At 66.6% G+C, this 17,373-nt stretch carries 15 protein-coding genes and 1 tRNA gene; 7 read left to right on the top strand and 9 right to left on the bottom strand.

Annotated features, from left to right (window positions below; translation table 11 throughout):
• Positions 1-36 precede the first annotated feature (36 nt).
• The 4 genes from guaA to AC1MH0_RS04795 all read left to right on the top strand — a co-directional run bounded on the left by guaA (position 37) and on the right by AC1MH0_RS04795 (position 4,192).
• Positions 37-1,593: a glutamine-hydrolyzing GMP synthase gene (guaA, locus tag AC1MH0_RS04810; RefSeq protein ID WP_480964935.1), complete on the top strand. Its 1,557-nt coding sequence runs from the start codon at positions 37-39 to the stop codon at positions 1,591-1,593.
• Between the two features lie 78 nt (positions 1,594-1,671).
• Entirely contained in the window at positions 1,672-2,595 is a 924-nt protein-coding gene (gene bla / locus AC1MH0_RS04805) for a subclass B3 metallo-beta-lactamase (protein WP_480964934.1), read from the top strand.
• Positions 2,596-2,600: 5 nt separating this feature from the next.
• Entirely contained in the window at positions 2,601-3,254 is a 654-nt protein-coding gene (locus AC1MH0_RS04800; protein ID WP_480964933.1) for a DUF969 domain-containing protein, read from the top strand.
• Entirely contained in the window at positions 3,251-4,192 is a 942-nt protein-coding gene (locus tag AC1MH0_RS04795; protein ID WP_480965678.1) for a DUF979 domain-containing protein, read from the top strand. The genes AC1MH0_RS04800 and AC1MH0_RS04795 overlap by 4 nt, the downstream gene beginning before the upstream one ends.
• On the opposite strand, the gene AC1MH0_RS04790 is transcribed toward AC1MH0_RS04795, so the two are convergent.
• The 4 genes from AC1MH0_RS04790 to AC1MH0_RS04775 all read right to left on the bottom strand — a co-directional run bounded on the left by AC1MH0_RS04790 (position 4,171) and on the right by AC1MH0_RS04775 (position 7,310).
• On the bottom strand, positions 4,171-4,662 hold the full coding sequence (locus AC1MH0_RS04790) for a cupin domain-containing protein (RefSeq protein ID WP_480964932.1): 492 nt from the start codon (positions 4,660-4,662) through the stop codon (positions 4,171-4,173). The two genes, AC1MH0_RS04795 and AC1MH0_RS04790, sit on opposite strands and share 22 nt — an antisense overlap.
• The gene (locus AC1MH0_RS04785) at positions 4,662-5,759 is read right to left on the bottom strand and encodes a Gfo/Idh/MocA family protein (protein WP_480964931.1); all 1,098 of its coding nucleotides are present in this window, start codon (positions 5,757-5,759) and stop codon (positions 4,662-4,664) included. Before AC1MH0_RS04785 ends, AC1MH0_RS04790 begins: the two co-directional genes overlap by 1 nt.
• Positions 5,759-6,643 (bottom strand): alpha/beta hydrolase, encoded by an 885-nt coding sequence (locus tag AC1MH0_RS04780; protein WP_480964930.1) that lies wholly within the window; start codon positions 6,641-6,643, stop codon positions 5,759-5,761. Before AC1MH0_RS04780 ends, AC1MH0_RS04785 begins: the two co-directional genes overlap by 1 nt.
• A 70-nt stretch (positions 6,644-6,713) precedes the next feature.
• Positions 6,714-7,310, bottom strand: coding sequence for a gluconokinase (locus AC1MH0_RS04775; protein WP_480964929.1), 597 nt, complete (start codon positions 7,308-7,310; stop codon positions 6,714-6,716).
• Between the two features lie 170 nt (positions 7,311-7,480).
• Between AC1MH0_RS04775 and AC1MH0_RS04770 the strand changes: the two genes are divergently transcribed.
• Together AC1MH0_RS04770 and AC1MH0_RS04765 are read left to right on the top strand one after the other, a co-directional pair.
• Complete coding sequence (locus AC1MH0_RS04770; protein WP_480964928.1) at positions 7,481-10,516, top strand: glycosyl hydrolase family 28-related protein; 3,036 nt, start codon at positions 7,481-7,483, stop codon at positions 10,514-10,516.
• Between the two features lie 67 nt (positions 10,517-10,583).
• Complete coding sequence (locus AC1MH0_RS04765) at positions 10,584-11,696, top strand: lactonase family protein (protein ID WP_480964927.1); 1,113 nt, start codon at positions 10,584-10,586, stop codon at positions 11,694-11,696.
• Between the two features lie 15 nt (positions 11,697-11,711).
• On the opposite strand, the gene AC1MH0_RS04760 is transcribed toward AC1MH0_RS04765, so the two are convergent.
• The 3 genes from AC1MH0_RS04760 to treF form a co-directional block, all read right to left on the bottom strand.
• On the bottom strand, positions 11,712-13,283 hold the full coding sequence (locus AC1MH0_RS04760; RefSeq protein WP_480964926.1) for a carboxylesterase/lipase family protein: 1,572 nt from the start codon (positions 13,281-13,283) through the stop codon (positions 11,712-11,714).
• 101 nt (positions 13,284-13,384) lie between these two features.
• Positions 13,385-14,269 carry an exonuclease domain-containing protein gene (locus AC1MH0_RS04755; protein ID WP_480964925.1) on the bottom strand — a complete coding sequence of 295 codons (885 nt, stop codon included), beginning with the start codon at positions 14,267-14,269 and terminating at the stop codon, positions 13,385-13,387.
• Between the two features lie 69 nt (positions 14,270-14,338).
• On the bottom strand, positions 14,339-15,865 hold the full coding sequence (gene treF, locus AC1MH0_RS04750) for an alpha,alpha-trehalase TreF (protein WP_480965677.1): 1,527 nt from the start codon (positions 15,863-15,865) through the stop codon (positions 14,339-14,341).
• A gap of 228 nt (positions 15,866-16,093) precedes the next feature.
• On the opposite strand from treF, the gene AC1MH0_RS04745 reads away from it, so the two are divergent.
• Positions 16,094-16,759, top strand: coding sequence for a UPF0149 family protein (locus AC1MH0_RS04745; RefSeq protein ID WP_480964924.1), 666 nt, complete (start codon positions 16,094-16,096; stop codon positions 16,757-16,759).
• A 60-nt stretch (positions 16,760-16,819) separates the two neighbouring features.
• Here the strand turns inward: AC1MH0_RS04745 and AC1MH0_RS04740 are convergent.
• Both AC1MH0_RS04740 and AC1MH0_RS04735 read right to left on the bottom strand, forming a co-directional pair.
• Positions 16,820-16,896, bottom strand: a tRNA-Arg gene (locus AC1MH0_RS04740).
• 182 nt (positions 16,897-17,078) lie between these two features.
• Positions 17,079-17,339 carry an SWIB/MDM2 domain-containing protein gene (locus tag AC1MH0_RS04735; RefSeq protein WP_031394799.1) on the bottom strand — a complete coding sequence of 87 codons (261 nt, stop codon included), beginning with the start codon at positions 17,337-17,339 and terminating at the stop codon, positions 17,079-17,081.
• Positions 17,340-17,373: the final 34 nt, after the last annotated feature.

Raw genomic sequence — 17,373 nt, 5'->3', positions numbered from 1 at the left:
CTTTCGTTACGGGTCCCATCCGGCTATGCGCCCGACATGGAGCACCCAGACAGCATTCTCATCGTCGATTTCGGCAGCCAGGTAACCCAGCTGATCGCCCGCCGCGTGCGCGAGGCTGGCGTCTATAGCGAGATCGCCCCCTTCCAGTCCGCCGAGGCCGCGTTCGACCGGATGCAGCCCAAGGGCATCATCCTCTCCGGCGGCCCCGCCTCGGTCACCACCGAGAACTCCCCGCGGGTGCCGCAGCGCTTCTTCGAGGCGGGTATTCCGATCCTCGGCATCTGCTACGGCCAGCAGGTCATGTCCGCACAGCTCGGCGGCAACGTTATCGTCTCGGGCGATGGCGGCGAGTTCGGCAGCGCGTTCATCGAGGTCAAGTCCAACTGCGCGCTGTTCGACGGCCTCTGGGCCGAGGGCGAACGCCACCAGGTCTGGATGAGCCACGGCGACAAGGTCGACGCGATCCCGCCCGGCTTCACCCCCGTCGCGACCTCGACCGGCGCGCCCTATGCGATCGTCGCCGACGAGGCGCGGCGCTTCTACGGCGTGCAGTTCCACCCTGAGGTCGTCCACACCCCCGATGGCGGCAAGCTGATCGCCAACTTCGCGCGCCACGTCTGCGGGCTCAGTGGCGACTGGACTATGGCCGAGTTCCGCGAGACCAAGATCGCCGAGATCCGTGCGCAGGTCGGCAAGGGCCGCGTCATCTGCGGCCTGTCGGGCGGCGTCGACTCGGCGGTCGCCGCGGTGCTGATTCACGAGGCGATCGGCGAGCAGCTCACATGCGTATACGTCGACCACGGCCTGATGCGCGCCGGCGAGAGCGAGCAGGTCGTCAGCCTGTTCCGCGGCGCGTACAACATCCCGCTGATCCACGTGAACGTCGAGGAGCTGTTCCTCAGCGGCCTCGCCGGGATCACCGACCCCGAGCTGAAGCGCAAGTTCATCGGCAAGACCTTCATCGACGTGTTCGATACCGAGGCCAAGAAGCTTGGTGGCGCCGAGTTCCTTGCGCAGGGTACGCTGTACCCGGACGTGATCGAGAGCGTCAGCTTCACCGGCGGCCCGTCGGTGACGATCAAGAGCCACCACAATGTCGGCGGCCTGCCCGACCGCATGAACATGAAGCTCGTCGAGCCGTTGCGCGAGCTGTTCAAGGACGAGGTCCGCGTGCTCGGGCGCGAACTCGGGCTCCCCGAGATCTTCGTCGGTCGTCACCCGTTCCCCGGACCCGGCCTCGCGATCCGCATCCCCGGCGAAGTCACCAAGGAACGCTGCGACATCCTGCGCAAGGCGGATGCGATCTACCTCGAGGAGATCCGCGCGGCGGGCCTCTACGACACGATCTGGCAGGCTTTCGCGGTGCTGCTCCCGGTCCGCAGCGTCGGCGTGATGGGCGACGGCCGCACCTACGACAACGTGCTGGCCCTGCGCGCGGTCACCTCGACCGACGGCATGACCGCACAGGCGTTCCAGTTCCCCGGCGACTTCCTGCCGCGCGTCGCGACCCGGATCATCAACGAGGTCAAGGGCATCAACCGGGTGACGTACGACTACACCTCGAAGCCCCCCGGCACGATCGAGTGGGAATGAACTAGACGCACGACGCAATCCTCCCCCGCCAGGGGGGTGGCTGGCTCTTGCCAGACGGAGGGGGAGGACACGAAACAGATGGCATCGCATACCGCCCCCTCCGTCAGGCTACGCCCGCCACTTCCCCCTGGCGGGGGAGGATCGCTGAGCTTCCGCGCGCGGTCGTTGATGGGCGCACTAGCGATCGCCGCCAGCGCACCGCTGCTCCTCGGCGCCGCGGACCCGCCCGCCTGGACGCGCGCCCAAGCCCCGTTCCCGATCGCCGGCCCGATCACCTATGTCGGCAGCGAAGGCATCGCCGCCTACCTCATCAAGACCAGCGCAGGCGCGATCCTGATCGACGGCACGCTCGCCGAAAATGCCGGCATGATCGAACGCAACATCGCGGCCGCCGGAGTACGCCCACGCGGCGTAAAGTTCATCCTCGTCACTCACGCGCACTTCGATCACGCCGCGGGTGTAGCCGCACTCAAGCGCGCAACCGGCGCTCGCGTGGTAGCTGGCGCTCGCGATGTCCGCGCGCTCGAAACCGGCACACCGCCCGGCGAGACCAGCTACGGCGTCATCCGCTTCCCGCCCGTCCACGTCGACCGCGGCGCACGCGACGGCGACAAGGTCACGCTCGGCAACGTGACGCTGACCGCACGCGCCACGCCCGGCCACACGCCCGGCTGCACGACCTGGACGATGCGCATCCCCGCCAAGCCGCGCCCGCTAGACGTCGTCTTCCCGTGCAGCGTCAGCGTCGCCGGCAATCGCCTGATCGGCAACCGTGCCTATCCCGGCATCGTCGCCGACTATCGCCGCAGCATCGCCATGCTTGGTTCGCTGCACGCCGCCATCGTCCTCCCGTCGCACCCCGAACTCGCCGACGTGATCGGCAAGGGCAAACGTCGCCAAGCCGGCGACACGACTGCGTTCATCGATCCGACGTTGCTGCCGAAGATCGTCGCGAAGGCCAAGGTCGCGTTCGACGCCGATCTTGCCAAGCAGGCACGCTAGACGGCATGCTGGTCCTCTGCGGCATCGCGGTGATCGTCGCGGGCTTCCTGCTCCGGTTCAATCCGCTGCTCGTCGTCGCCGTCTCCGCGCTCGTCACCGGCCTTGCCGCCGGGATAGCACCCCTCGCGATCCTCGCCGCGTTCGGGAAGGCATTCAACGAGAACCGGTACGTCACCGTGATCTACATAGTGCTGCCGGTGATCGGGATGCTCGAACGCCACGGACTCCAAGAACGCGCCCGACTCGCGATCGGCAAGCTCCGCGGCGCGACGGTAGGGCGCCTGTTAATCGGCTATCTGCTGTTCCGCCAGCTCACCGCAGCACTCGGCCTGACCTCGATTGCCGGCCCGGCACAAAGCGTCCGCCCCCTGGTCGCACCGATGGCCGAAGCCGCCGCCGAAGCGCAGGGCTTTGCGCCCGGCGGCGACCGCATCCCGGCGATGGCGGCCGCGACCGATAATATCGGGCTCTTCTTCGGCGAGGATATCTTCATCGCGATCGGTTCGATCCTGCTGATGAAAGGCGTGCTCGAAGGCTACGGCATCGTCATCCAGCCGCTCCACCTCTCGATGTGGGCGATTCCGACCGCGATAGCTGCGTTCATCATCCACGGCTTCCGCCTATGGCTGCTCGACCGCCGACTGGCGCACGCGCGTTGATCGGCACCGGCTTCATCTACGGCGTCGCCGGCCTGATGTTCGCCGCGTTTGCAATCCTGAGCGCGACCGATCGCACCAACCCGAAACGCTTCGGCAACGCGGCGTTCTACGCGGTGCTGGCGATCAGCTTCCTGCTGGGGGGAAAGCTCGGTGATGTCGGCAACGGCGTTCTCGTCCTGGCGCTCGTCGCGATTGCCGGGTCAGGCGCGATGGGAAGGGGCGGGCGTGCTACGACTACGCTCGACGAACGGCGTGTCGAGGCGGCCCGTCTCGGTAATCGGATATTCCTGCCCGCCCTCATCATCCCGGCCGCAGCACTTGGCGGTACGGTTCTGTTCCGCACAGTCCCGAGCCTCGTCGACCCCAAGCAAGCGACGCTCGTCGCGCTAACCTGCGGCGTCCTGATCGCACTGGTCGCGATGCGCCTATGGTTCCGCCCCCGCATCGCCACACCACTCGCGGAAGGCGTCAGGTTGATGGACGCGATCGGCTGGGCCGCCGTCCTACCGCAGATGCTGGCAAGCCTCGGAGCGGTATTCGCGCTCGCCGGTGTCGGCGACGTCGTCGGCGGTCTGGCCGGTCACGCGATCCCCGAGGGCAGCCTGATCGGTGCAGTCCTCGCCTATACGCTCGGCATGGCACTGTTCACGATGGTCATGGGCAACGCGTTCGCGGCGTTCCCGGTGATGGCCGCGGCGATCGGTATCCCGCTGCTCGTGCGCCACTATGGCGGCGATCCCGCGGTGGTCGCGGCGATCGGCATGCTCAGCGGATTCTGCGGCACGCTGATGACGCCGATGGCGGCCAACTTTAATCTCGTCCCCGCCGCCTTGCTCGACCTCAAGGACAAGAACGCCGTCATCCGCGCGCAGATACCGACCGCGCTGCCCTTGCTCGCGGTCAATATCGGCTTGCTCTACTGGCTGGGTTTCCGCTGACCTGACGTCCTGATCTTCGTCCCAAGCATCACCAGCTTGCCATCGATGCCGAACCAGTGCGGCGTGCCTGCCGGGATCAGGAACACGTCGCCGACCGCAAGCTTCCGCGTCGTGCCACCCTCGATCCGGTCGCCTTCGACCAGCCCCGGAAAGCGCAGCTTCGGCGCGACCAGCGTACCGCCCGAGACGAGCGTCCCCGATCCCGCCATCACGGTCGCATATTCGGCCTCGTCCGGGTGCACCGCAGGTTTGCCCGGCGCCTTCCAATATTCGAGCGAGGCGCTCGTCCCGTCCGCCTGTACCAACGGCGCCATGGCGAACCCCTGGCCCGGTTTCATTGTCTTCTCGAGCGCAACGATCCGCGCGCGAACGTCGGCCGATGCAGCGAAGCTCGTCGGATCGCTGGCGGTCTGCGCGGGCAGGGAGAAGGTCACGCCAATAGCTAGCACGACCGCAAGCAACGGCCGCATCACAGCTTCACCGTCCGGCCTTCGCGGACGGACCGATAGATCGCCTCGACAATGCGCATATCGCGCAGGCCCTCTTCGCCCGAGACGATCGGTTCGCGCCCGTCGAGAATGCATTCGGCCAGATGATCGACCTGCCCCGCGAACTGCGTCTTGCCGGGGCCGGGCGGGGGGCTGGTGATCGCAGTCTCGCGCCCGTCGCGGCCGGTCCACATCTTGTTGCCATCATAGCGCGTCGCCGGCTCCAGCTCGATGCGCCCCTTGTCGCCCATCAGCAGGATATGGTTCTGATTGGCGCTATACATCGACTGGCATCCGGCGATCGCGCCCGACGGGAATTCGAGCGTCCATTCGATCATGTCCTCGACCTCGCGAAAACGCGGATCGCGACGGTCGGTGGATTCGCGCGCGGTGACCGCGATCGGCTCCTCGCCGGTCATGTAGCGCGCGGCCTGCAGGCTGTAGATGCCCATGTCCATCAGCGACCCGCCACCGGACAAGGCGCGCTTCAGCCGCCATTTGTTCGGATCGCCCTGGACGAAGCCATGCTCCGAACGGACGTAGCGGATCTTGCCCGCCGCACCCGACTTGGCCAGCCGCATCGCCTCCAGGTTGAACGGCTCGAAGTGACAGCGATAGCCGATCATCAGCTTCTTGCCCGCGGTCTTGCACGCCCGGATCATCGCCTCGCATTCGGCGACCGAGATCGCCATTGGCTTCTCGCACATGACGTGCTTGCCGGCCTTCGCCGCGCGGATGGTGTATTCGGCATGCATCGAATTGGGCAGGCAGACATAGACGATGTCGACGTCGGGATTGTCGCGGATGCGGTCGAAATCGGCGTAGGTATAGATTGACCGCTCGGGCACGCCGTACTTCGTCGCGGTCGCGAGCGCCTTTGCCCGGTCGCCGCTGACCAGCGCGGTTACGCGCGAATGCTCGCAATTGACGAACTGCGGCAGGATCGTCTGCAACCCGTAATAGCCGAGCCCTACGATAGCATAGCCGAGCTTCCGATCGGGCGCCGCACGCGCCACGCCGCTCGATGTGGCGGCCAGCGTTGCCGCGGCGACCAGGAGATCACGCCTGCCGAATTCCATCAGGGTTCCTTTCGAGAAACTGGAAGCATCTTTGCCGATCCGCGCGGAATGAGCCAGCCGCCATCGGCGAGCCAGTCCGCAAGCCGATCGGGCCAGTGCTGGATCGAGACGCGCTCCGACCGCGTGCCGAGATTGAACGCATGATCGGTGTCTGCGTAAAGGTGCAACTCTGCCGAAACGCCCGCCGCACGGAGCTGTGAATACAGCGTCATCGCCGATGTCGCGCAGCACTGGTCGAGCGACCCCGCAACGAGGAACGCGGGCGGCGCGTTTACGACCGCCTTGGCCGGCGTGCCGAGCGGCCCCGGATAGACGAGCACCTGGAAGTCCGGCCGTGCACTCACCCGGTCGATCGCGTCCGTCGGCGTTTGTGCCGGCGCGGGGTTGTCGGCGACGACTGACACGAGTTCGCCGCCTGCCGAAAAGCCCATCACGCCGATCCGGGCAGGATCGATCGCGTAGTCGCTCGCATGCGCACGGACCCACCGGACCGCACGCCGCAGATCGGCTGCCGCGTCGCGCTCGATATCGTACGATGAACCCGGATCACGCGCGAGGCGGTATTTCAGGACGAACGTCGTGACGCCGTAGCGGTTGAGCGCTTTGGCGGGCACCTCGCCCTCGTTGATCCACACCAGCATGCGGTGACCGCCACCGGGCGCGACGATCACCGCGGCACCGTTGGCATGGCTGGGGGCGGGACGGTGGATCGTCAGCGTGGGGTTGTGGACGTTGCTGACATAGCTGTCTTTTACCGTCTCGGCCTCGGTCCGGCGCGCTTCCGATCCGGGCGCGCCGTTCGGCCAGAGCGCCACGACGGGGGCCTGTTGCGCAGCGGCGGGCGCGGAGACCAGCATGAGGGCGAAAGCAACGCGTAGCGACATCAACGACCCTCGACCGCACTCCTGCGCGAGTACTGCCACCGAGTGTCGGCCTTGCCGATCGGCTTGGCTATTACGACCTTCGTCGTGCGTCTTCGGCCGACCCGGCCGTGCCGGATGTCTCGCGTCCGATCCACGCGAGCGCTTCGGCGCAAAGCCGATCGGGCGCGTCCTCCGCATCGAGCGTGACGGCGCGCTCGTCGGGACCCAGTTCTTCAAGGGTATCGAGCTGACTCGCGAGCAGGCTGGCCGGCATGTAATGGTCCGCACGGTGTACCAGTCGTCGGGCGAGTTCGCCGCTGTCCTTCGTATCGAGGAACACGAACAGCAACGGCATGGCGACGGCGTCCGCCAGTCGATCGCGATAGGCGCGCTTCAACGCCGAACACGCTGCAACCGCAGTACCATCCGTCCGGGCCGCATCGTGCAATCCGGCTGCAATCCTATCGAGCCAGGGCCAGCGATCCTGATCGTCGAGCGGCTTACCCGACCGCATCTTCGCGACGCTGTCGGAACTATGGAAATCATCGCCCTCAAGGAATTCGCAGCGCAGACGTCGCGCAAGTTCGGCACCCAGTGTCGACTTGCCGCTGCCGCTGACGCCCATCACGATGATGGCATAGGGTGGCGCGTCGGCCGGATCGGGGATCGTTTGGAAGGAAGGAGGCACTGGCTCTCCATAAGCTGCGCGCGGTCGGTTCGTCACCGTCTATCGTCCGTGCGCGCGGGATCGGCTACTACGACCTTGGTCGTGATCGCCTATGGTCGCATGCGCCACTACCTGCGGTGCAGACTGGCGGACATCGTCCGGCGCGTCCCACAACAATCTCGGGTGAGCCTGTGAAACTGACACTAGCGATCGCGCTTCTGGGGACGACCGTTCCAGCGTTTGCAGCCCCCCGTTCGGCCTCTCCGTCTCAATCGGCATTTCTCACCGCACCGGCAGATCCACGCGCGGTGACGGTTCGCGCCCGCGGTGACGGCCGAACCGACGATACCGCCGCGATCCAGTCCGCGATCGACAGCGCGGCGAGCGCGAAGGGCGGCGAGGGCATCGTCTTCCTGCCCGCCGGCCGCTACCGCATCTCGCGAACCATCTTCGTCTGGCCGGGCGTGCGCGTGTTCGGAACCGGCAAGACGCGTCCCGTCATCATGCTCGGCGCGGCAACCCCAGGGTTCCAGACCGGCGTGGCGAACATGCTGTTCTTTACCGGTTCGCGCGCCGACACCCGCGCCGCGCCGCCAAAGGTACCGGTGCCACCGCCGACCAGCGTACCGTTCGACGCCACCATCGCCGACGCCAATTCGGGGACGTTCTACTCCGCGCTCAGCAACGTCGATTTCGAGATCGGCGACGGCAATCCCGCGGCGACCGCCGTCCGGTTCCACTTGGCGCAGCACGCGTATCTGAGCCATGTCGACTTCCACATCGGCTCCGGGTTGGCCGGTATCTACCAGGTCGGCAATGTCGGGCAGGACCTGCGCTTCTTCGGCGGGCGCTACGGCATCCTCAGCGAGAAGACCTCGCCCGCGTGGCAGTACACGCTGCTGGATTCGTCGTTCGAGGGCCAGCGCGAGGCGGCGATCCGCGAGCATGAGGCGGGGCTGACGCTCGTCAACACCAGCATCCGCAACGTCCCCGTCGGGATCGAGATAGACCGTGGCTATGGCGACTGGCTATGGGGCCGCGACGTGCGGTTCGAGAACGTCTCGGACGCGGCCGTCGTCATCAGCAACGAGGACAATGTCTACACGCAGATCGGCTTCCAGGACGCCACTGCCAGCGCCGTGCCGATCTTCGCGCGGTTCCGTGACAGCGGGAAGACCGTGGCCGGGCAGGGCGCGCGATACCGGGTCAAGGCGTTCAGCTATGGCCTGACGCTGTCGGGGCTCGGTGCGACCGGCAAGTACGAGACGCGCGTCGATGCCGCGACGATCCCGGCAATGCCCACGCGGATACCGCCCGCGATCCGCGCGCTGCCGCCCGTCGCGCAGTGGTTCGACGTCCGGAGCGCGGGCGCAAAGGGCGACGACGCGACCGACGACACTGCGGCGATCCAGCACGCGATCGATACGCACCGCGTGGTCTATTTCCCCACTGGCTTCTATCGCGTTTCTGATACGCTGAAGCTGCGGCCCGACACGGTACTGATTGCCCTGCATCCGGACATGACCCAGATCGTCCTGGCGGAAGACATGCCGGCCTTCCGCGGCATCGGTGCCGCCAAGGGGCTGATCGAAAGCGCGAAGGGTGGCGCGGCGATCGTCTCTGGCATCGGCCTGACCACCGGCGGTATCAACCCACGCGCGACCGCGTTGTTGTGGAAGGCCGGCGCGGACTCGCTGGTCGACGACGTCCGCTTTCACGGCGGCCACGGCACCAGCGGCGCCGACGGCAGTCGGATCGATCCGTACAACGCCGACCACACCGGCGACGCCGATCCGCGCAAGCGCTGGGACGGCCAATATGCGAGCCTGTCGGTCACCGATGGTGGCGGCGGCACGTTCAACAATTTGTGGACGCCCAACACCTTCGCCGCCGCCGGTCTCCACGTCTCGAACACCAGCACGCCGGGCCATGTGTACGAGATGTCCGCCGAGCATCACGCGCGCGCCGAGATCGTCCTCGACGGCGTCAAGAACTGGGAGTTCCTCGCGCCGCAGACCGAGGAAGAGGCGGGCGAGAGCCGCAACGCGCTGTCGCTCGAGGTTCGCAATTCGAGCAACATCCTGTTCGCGAACTATCACGCCTATCGCGTCACGCGGTCGCTCCAACCGGCGCCATCGGCGGTGCGGATCTACAATTCCGACGATATCCGCTTCCGCAACTTGCATGTGAACGGGGAAAGCGGGCTGGCGTTCTGCGATGCGGAAGGCTGCGGCACCGACCTGCGCGCGAGCAAGTTCCCGTATGAGAACGCGATCCAGGACATGACCTCCGGAGCGGAGGTACGCGAACGCGAGTTCGCGGTGCTGGACGTAAAGCGCGGCGCCACGCCGGTCGCGACGTCCACTGGCCCGGCCGTCCGCAAGCTGGAAGACGGGTTCTACTCGATCGCCGGCGCGGCGGTGGATGCGAAGGGCAAGCTCTACTTCGTCGAGCATAATACGCACCGCATCTATGGCTGGACGGCGAGTAAGGGGCTGTCGGTCGCCGCCGATGCGCCCGTCGATCCGGTCAATCTCGCGGTCGATCGCTCGGGTAACCTCATGGTGCTGTCGTCCGATGGCGAGGCAGGAACGGTCTACAGCATCAAGCCCGGCGACCCCGATAGCATAGCCGTGATCCCACCCACGTCGGTCACCCCGCACCGCGATGCGAGCGTCGCACTACCCGGCAATTTCTGGGTGAATGGCGAGTTCAGGGATCAGATCGATCCGGCGACCTACCAGTTCACGACGCTCGGCGAGATGTTCGCGCGCGACATGGCCGTGCCCAAACCGCGCGAATATGTCTCGCCAGATGGCTCGCTGGTCCTGCCCGCGTATCGCACCGTCCAGCAGGGGCCGCCCAACCATCTCGGCTGGCGCTTCTCGGACGCACTCGACACCTATGGTTTCGTGAACGCCAAGATCGGCCAGCGGGTGTTCGTCAGCAACGGCTCCGAAGCCAAGACGTATAGCGGGCTGGTCGGCGCCGGCGGCAGTGTCACGGATTTGAAGCCGTTCGCCAACCGCGGCGGCGAAAGCGTCGCAGTCGGGCTGGACGGCCGCGTCTACCTGGCGAACGGACAGGTGTTCGTCCACGACGCCGACGGTCGCGAGACCGGACGGATCGACGTGCCCGAACGCCCGCTGCAACTGATCTTCGGCGGCGCGAATGGGCGGACGCTGTTCATCCTGACGCACCACGCGCTGTACGCGGTCGAAACCTGAGCGACGTTCGTTGCTTAGGTGGCACCGCTGACGCATGACACCCGCCGATAGCTGCAAAGGAACGGGCATGATCGACTGGACCACGACACGACGGTCGGCCCTGACCGCGATGGCGGCAACGCTCGCCTTCCCGGCGGTCGCGGCCGGTGGCGGCAAGCGGCGGGTACGGTTGATCGCCGGCACCTACGCCCGGGAAGGCGGCAAGGGCGTGTATCCGATCTCGTTCGACCCGGATCGCGACACATGGCAGGTCGGCACGCCGGTATCGGGGATCGACGACGCGTCGTTCGGCGTCGGCGGCGGCCCAGGCGGTGCGTATTACTCCGTCCGCGAGAAGGCCGCGGGCGAGATCGCTGCCTACGCCCCCGACTGGTCGCACCGCGGCACCGCCGCCACGTCGGGCGCCGACCCGTGTTACGTCGCGATCGACCGCGCCAGTGCCTGCCTCGCGGTCGCCAATTATTCGAGCGGCAGCGTGGCGTTCCACCGCCTCGACCCGCGCACCGGCGTGCCAGGCGAACCGGTCATGTTCCGCCACACGGGACAAGGCCCGAACAAGGCCCGGCAAGAGGCATCGCATGCGCACTGGGTCGGCTTCAGCCCGGATCGCCGCTGGCTGCATTCGGTCGACCTGGGGACGGACACGATCTTCGCCTATCGCTTCGACCCGCGTGCGCGTTCACTGGCCGAACCGGTTGCGGCATGGCGTGCGCCGCCGGGCGCGGGGCCGCGCCATCTCGTCCATCATCCCCGCCGCCCGCTCGCCTACGTCGTATGCGAACTCTCCAACACGGTCATCATGCTCGACGCCCGCGCAAACGGCAGTTTCACGACCCGCCACACGGTCTCGACGCTGCCAAGCGGGTATAAGGGCGCCTCGCAGGCCGCGCATATTGAGATCGACCGGGCCGGGCGGCGGCTCTACGTCTCGAACCGCGGCCATGACAGCGTTGCCGTCTTTGCGCTCGACGCCTCAGGCGTGCCGAGCCTGCTCCAGCATATCCCCAGCGGCGGCACGTGGCCGCGCTTCCTGCTGGTTCTCGAAGCGCAGCGCCGTGTCGTTGTCGGCAACGAGCGATCTGGCGATCTGGCGATATTCCGGATCGAACGCGATGGCCGACTGACCGCAACCGGACAGACGCTGTCTGTGCCCGGCGTGGTCTTTGTCGGCCAGATCTAGCACGCGTCCGCTAGTTCAGGGCACCCGCTGTTCGAGCAACGGTGTCGCCGCGACATAGCGTGCCTGCTCAACGAATGGTTCCGAACGCGTCTGCACGTCGACGATCTGGCGTGAAATAACGCCCTCTCCGGATGGCGCGGGCGACCAGTGCGGCAACCCGGCGGCGTTCGGATTGGCGGTCTTGATGAACGCGGCGAAATACCCCTGGAACACCGTCGAAATCCGGCGATCGTCCGCCGTCCACGCATAAGCCGGGTTCGTGTCGAGGTTGCCCAGCGCGTATTCGATCTCCGCGCTGTGCACTGCCCCGATCGGCGGCACGTCGGGATTGGTCAGCGGCGGCAGCGCGGCCGGACGGGGATGCGCGAAATGATAATAATAGGTTGGCTGGCGCGTCCGGCGGTGCAGGTCGAACCATTTCCACGTCGACGCGCCGAGAAATGCATCGCTTGCCAACGCGGTCGCCGCGACGGGCACGTCGGCATCCGACTTCGCCGGGTACAAGGCGAGCAGGGCGTCCGCATCGGTAAAGAGCTTCGCGACGCCCGCGCGATAATTCGCCACGGTCGGCGGTTGCCCGGCAAGAATGCTCGTCCAGCTTCCCTCCTGCGAGTTCGCACCGACCAGCAACGGCACACGCGCCGCGCGCCCGGCGGTGTAGGTATCGATCGGCGGCTCCGTCAGGAACTGCCCGTCGACGATGAAGTCCGCGCGGAACCGCTGCGTCCCCTGCGCAGCAAGCAAAGCCTCGGCCGGCATCGCACGAAGTGCGTCGAGCGACGACGCACCCGCTGCGACCGCGAACGCATCGCCGTCCTTCGTCGCCACCGCGAGAGGCTTGGGGCGGAAGGTCGGCGGCAGCACGCCGCCGCTCTCGCCGATCGCGCCGGCGAACTGCGTGCGGGTGAGTGGCGAGGTCATCAGCACGCTGACCGACATCGATCCCGCGCTCTCGCCGCCGATGGTGATCCGCGCAGGGTCGCCCCCGAACGCGGCGGCGTTGCGCCGGACCCAGGCCAGCGCCGCGGCCTGATCGAGCAGGCCGTAATTCCCCGCGGAATGGGTCGGCGATTCCGCTGCCAGCGCGCTGGTCGCGAGGAACCCGAACGCGCCGAGCCGGTAGTTGATCGTCACGACGACGATGCCCTTCTGCGCCATCGCCGCGCCGTCATAGCGCAGTTCCGACCCGTCACCCGCGATCGCGCCACCACCGTGGATGTAGAACAGCACGGGCAGCCGCGCGCCCGGCTTCGTGCCCGCCGGCGTCCAGACGTTGAGCGTCAGGCAGTCCTCGCTGATACCCGGCGAGCGGAACTTCATGTCGGCGAACAGTGGTTGCTGCATGCAGCGCGCACCGAAACGGTCTGCCTTGCGGACACCAGTCCATTGCGCTGCAGGCCGCGGCGGCTGCCACCGCAACGGCCCGATCGGTGCCGCCGCATAGGGGATGCCCAGATACGCATCGACCGGCGTCGCGGCGGTCGAAACGTGCGTGCCCTCGATCGCGCCGTTCGCGACCTGCACGCGCTGCGCCGTCGCCGGTGCGGCCACCAGCCCGACCGCCATTCCCCAAGTCGCCAACCGCATATCGCCCTCCGCTATCGCTTTGGGACAATGGTCGCACCCCACCCGGCGTTTGCCAAGGCGGACGGTCGCTATTCCTTCACATGCCGGCAGCACCCGCCTGCTCAGGCTGCCGTAAAGCTGGCCGCGATAGCCGGCAGATCGAGCTCGACTTCGGAGACCACGCGGATCGTTCCGCCGAGCCGTCGATACTGCTCGGCTCGGCGATAGGCGCCGCTCTTGCGCGCCGAGTAGCTGAACGGCGCGCGTCCGGCGATGACGAGCATGGTCGTCGTGTTGCCGACCGCCGATACGATCCGCCCGCCGAGCGCGGCAATCGCGCACGCCAGCCGCCCGTCGCGAGGTTCGCCGAGAAGGGCAATGCGTTCGCCGATGAGCGGACCGGTAGGAGCAGGCCGCGGCGCAGGGCCGGGCTTGCGCGGTGGCTTCAGCCATTCGTCGAGCGCGATACCGGTATGGTCGATCGCCTTGACGATTACCCAGCCGGCGGCGCGCGCATCGCTCAGCGCGTCATGATGCTTGTGCGCGATCCCGAGATATTGCGCGAGGCCGCCCAGCCGGTGGCTCGCCAGATCGGGCCAGGCGCGCTGCGCAACACGGACGCTGTCGAGCCAGACCGTCTCGATCGGGGGACGGTCATGGATGCGGCACGCCGCGGCAAGTGCGCCCTTGTCGAAATAGGAATGCGCCACCGTCGTCCGGCCCGACAAATGACCATCGACAATGCTATGGATGTCCCCGAAGCAAGGTTTACCCGTGACGTGCTGTTCGGTGATCCCGTGGATCCGAGTATTGAACATGTTGAATTCGTCGCGCGGATCGACCAGCGTCTCGTATTCGAAGATCTCGCGGCCGTCGCGAAACCCGACGATCCCGACCTGGCAGATGCTGCTGACGCGCGAGCATGCCGTCTCGACGTCGATGACGACGAAATCCGGTGTGAGCATATTGGCGACGTCGGTCTGGCTAGCGGGCGCGGGGTCGAGCATTGCACGTTCATATGTGGCGCCGGGTGCCGTAAGCAACCATTGCCGCCGGAACGTTCGCTGGCGCCTGCCTTACTTCGCCTTCTGCGCCAGGTCGGGATAGCGGTCGAGGATCGCGCTGGTCACGCCGTTGGTCCAGCCGAAGCCGTCCTGCACCGGATATTCGCCGCCACCACCCGGCGTACGCTGCTCGATATTGTATTTTTCCAGCATCTTGCCCGTTTCGGCATAGGCCGCGCCGACGGTCCCGAGCCACCGCCTGGCGATGTCCTTCGCGAGCGCCGGTTCGCCGTTCCGCGCCAGCCCGGCGATCGCGACCCATTGCAGCGGCGCCCAGCCGTTGGGTTCGTCCCATTGCTGCCCGGTGTTCAGCGTGGTCGTCCGCAGGCCGCCCTCCGCCACCAGCGACTTGCGCACCGTCGCGGCCACCGCTTTCGCCTGCACCGGCGAGGCAAGTCCGACGAACAGCGGATGGAGCATGGCGGCGTTGGTGCTGGCGGTGGGCTTGCGCGTTGACAGGTCCCAGTCGGCGTAACGCGCGCTGGTGGCTTGCCAGAGGTAGCGGTCAATCGCGGTCTTGCGCTTCGCCGCGAGCGTCGTGAACGCAGCCGCGCAGGGTGCGTCGTCAGCCGTACGACAGCCTTCCGCGATGCGGCGCTCCATTGCCCACAACAGGCTGTTGAGATCGACGGGCACGATGTCGGTGGTGTGGACCGTTGCGAGCGACTTCGGATCGCGGAGCCAGCGCGAACTGAAGTCCCACCCGCTCTCCGCACCCGCACGCAGGTTGCGCTGCGTGTCGGCGGCGGGGCGGGGAGCAGCCTTTGCCGCGGTCTCGACGTCCTCGGCATAGGATTCGTCACGCGGCGTATCGCGGTCGTCGTAATAGCGGTTCAGCATGCTCCCGTCTGGCATCCGCACCACGCGGAGGCAGGCGGGCTTCCCGGCCAGGCACGTCGTGCCCTTCATCCAGAACGCGTGCTCGGCGCGCAGTGCCGCCAGCCGACGCTTCGCCACCGCGAGATCGGTGCTGGTCGAGAGATCAAGCATCAGCGCGTAATAAGGCGGCTGCGACCGGCTGAGATAATAGGTCCGCGTCCCGTTCGGGATATGCCCATACCGCTCGATCAGGCTGGTGAAATCGTCGAGCATCGATTCAACGAGCGGTTGCTGGCCATCGACCTTCAGCCCCAGCATCGTGAAGTAGCTGTCCCAGTAATATATTTCGCGAAAACGTCCGCCCGGCACGACATAGGGGGCCGGGAGCGGCAGCGCGGAACTGCCCGCGACCGGCGCAACCGGCTGGCGCACGAGTTGCGGCCAGAGCGTCCGGACGTGCGTCCTGAGATCGCCCGAGCCCCGATCATTCTCGCCAGGCACCACGAAATTGGCGAGCACGAACGCCTTCAGCGCGGGGCCGGTGGGTTTGACCCGCACATAGTCGGCCATGATCGCCTCGGCCGCACGGTTGGGGACGGCGTCGACGAACGTCTTTCCATCCGCGAAAACATGGCCTTGCTGCACGGCGTCGAACAACGCGCCGTAGAGGTCGGCGGGCGATCGAACCGACGAAGGCGAGATCTGCTGCGCCGGAGCCATCGTCGCGATCGAGGCCAGCGCGGCGAAACGGCAAAGGGTTCTGATCACGTACGAATTCCCGGTCCGGTGGGCGACGCGAATGCAATGGAAGGATCGCCCGCACGAGGCAAGTGTCACGCCCCCCGTCCATTCCGGTGGGCGCAGGGCTTTGCGCCACTCGTCGCTGGCAGCGCACATCATCGGCAGGCTATGACGCACTGCATTCTCCAAGGCAGCCGACCAGAACCCATGAAAAACCTTCCCTCCCGTTTCCGACGCCTCGACGGCGCGCTCGCCGATCTTCCGCTCGAGGAGCCGATGCTGCTCACCGAACTCGACGGTTTTCTGACAGGCTTGGTGGTAGGCCCCGACACGATCCCGCAGAGCGAGTGGCTCCAGAGCATCTGGGGTTCGGACGACAGCGTCGACCCGCCGTTCGACGATCCCGCCGACGTCCAGTGGTTCGTCGATGCGGTGATGGCACGCTACGCCGAGATCGTCCGCGACCTGACCCGCAGCAAGCCTCAGCCGATATTCGACACCGACGACCGCAATGGCGATGTCCTCTGGGAAGCCTGGATCGATGGTTTCGCCGAAGCGGTGGCACTCAGGCCGGAAAGCTGGACGGCGTTGGGCAACGGCACCGATACCGATACCGCCGAAGCCGTGGCGCAGATCATGTCGCTGATCGCGATCGTCACCAACGAGACCGAACTCGACAGCGTCGAGGTAAACGCCCTCGACGCGCACGCCCCAGCGCAGATCGTCGCCGCCGTCCTGAAACTCCATGCAGCGCATTCCCAAAGCGCGGGTGCATCATCAGGCACGCCGGTGGTCGCCACGCCGACGAAGATCGGCCGAAACGATCCATGTTCATGCGGTTCGGGAAAGAAATCCAAACGCTGCTGCGGATAAACGTGCCGGCCTTCCGGCGTCCGGATGCGACCCAAACGGCAACGCCTACTGAGGAAAAGCTGGTGCCCCCGGCGAGATTTGAACACGCGGCCTACGGTTTAGGAAACCGTCGCTCTATCCGGCTGAGCTACGGGGGCATTGGCCGACGCAATACGCCGGTCGGGTGGGACGATCAAGCGCGGGGATCGCGTCCGGTCGTGCACAATCGCGTTCGAGCAACGACGATATTTCGGTATCTCGACCCCTCGACGAGTCCGATCAAGGGGCGACGGGTATCGCTCACGATGCCCCGTCGCCGCTTGCCGTGCAGTGCGGGCGGTTAGGCCTTGACGTGCTGCGAGATGTACTTGTTCATTTCGAACATCGTGCACTTGTCACGCCCGAAAACCTTCTTCAGCTTCTCGTCCGCGAGGATCTCGCGCTTGTTCTCGGGGTTCTGCAGGTTGTGGGCCTTGATGTAGACCCAGACCTTGCTGATCACTTCGCTGCGCGGGAGCTTGTCGTTGCCGACGATCTCGCCGAGCTCGGGAGAGGGCTGGACGGGGGCGTGGATGCCGCCGGTCTTGGGAGCTGTAGCCATAAGCATTCCTTCCTGTTGCGCGCGTGCGTTAGGC

The sequence above is a fragment of the Sphingomonas sp. AP28 genome (assembly GCF_056680455.1).
Note: the sequence above shows the minus strand (reverse complement) of the source record. Positions and strands in the feature narration are given on the sequence as shown.

Bases quoted from the DNA above. Each gene is read 5' to 3' on its own strand.
- guaA (WP_480964935.1), top strand. From the start codon at position 37: ATGGAGCACCCAGACAGCATTCTCATCGTCGATTTCGGCAGCCAGGTA.
- bla (WP_480964934.1), top strand. From the start codon at position 1,672: ATGGCATCGCATACCGCCCCCTCCGTCAGGCTACGCCCGCCACTTCCC.
- AC1MH0_RS04800 (WP_480964933.1), top strand. From the start codon at position 2,601: ATGCTGGTCCTCTGCGGCATCGCGGTGATCGTCGCGGGCTTCCTGCTC.
- AC1MH0_RS04790 (WP_480964932.1), bottom strand. From the start codon at position 4,662: ATGCGGCCGTTGCTTGCGGTCGTGCTAGCTATTGGCGTGACCTTCTCC.
- AC1MH0_RS04785 (WP_480964931.1), bottom strand. From the start codon at position 5,759: ATGGAATTCGGCAGGCGTGATCTCCTGGTCGCCGCGGCAACGCTGGCC.
- AC1MH0_RS04780 (WP_480964930.1), bottom strand. From the start codon at position 6,643: ATGTCGCTACGCGTTGCTTTCGCCCTCATGCTGGTCTCCGCGCCCGCC.
- AC1MH0_RS04765 (WP_480964927.1), top strand. From the start codon at position 10,584: ATGATCGACTGGACCACGACACGACGGTCGGCCCTGACCGCGATGGCG.
- AC1MH0_RS04760 (WP_480964926.1), bottom strand. From the start codon at position 13,283: ATGCGGTTGGCGACTTGGGGAATGGCGGTCGGGCTGGTGGCCGCACCG.
- AC1MH0_RS04755 (WP_480964925.1), bottom strand. From the start codon at position 14,269: ATGCTCGACCCCGCGCCCGCTAGCCAGACCGACGTCGCCAATATGCTC.
- treF (WP_480965677.1), bottom strand. From the start codon at position 15,865: ATGGCTCCGGCGCAGCAGATCTCGCCTTCGTCGGTTCGATCGCCCGCC.
- AC1MH0_RS04745 (WP_480964924.1), top strand. From the start codon at position 16,094: ATGAAAAACCTTCCCTCCCGTTTCCGACGCCTCGACGGCGCGCTCGCC.
- AC1MH0_RS04735 (WP_031394799.1), bottom strand. From the start codon at position 17,339: ATGGCTACAGCTCCCAAGACCGGCGGCATCCACGCCCCCGTCCAGCCC.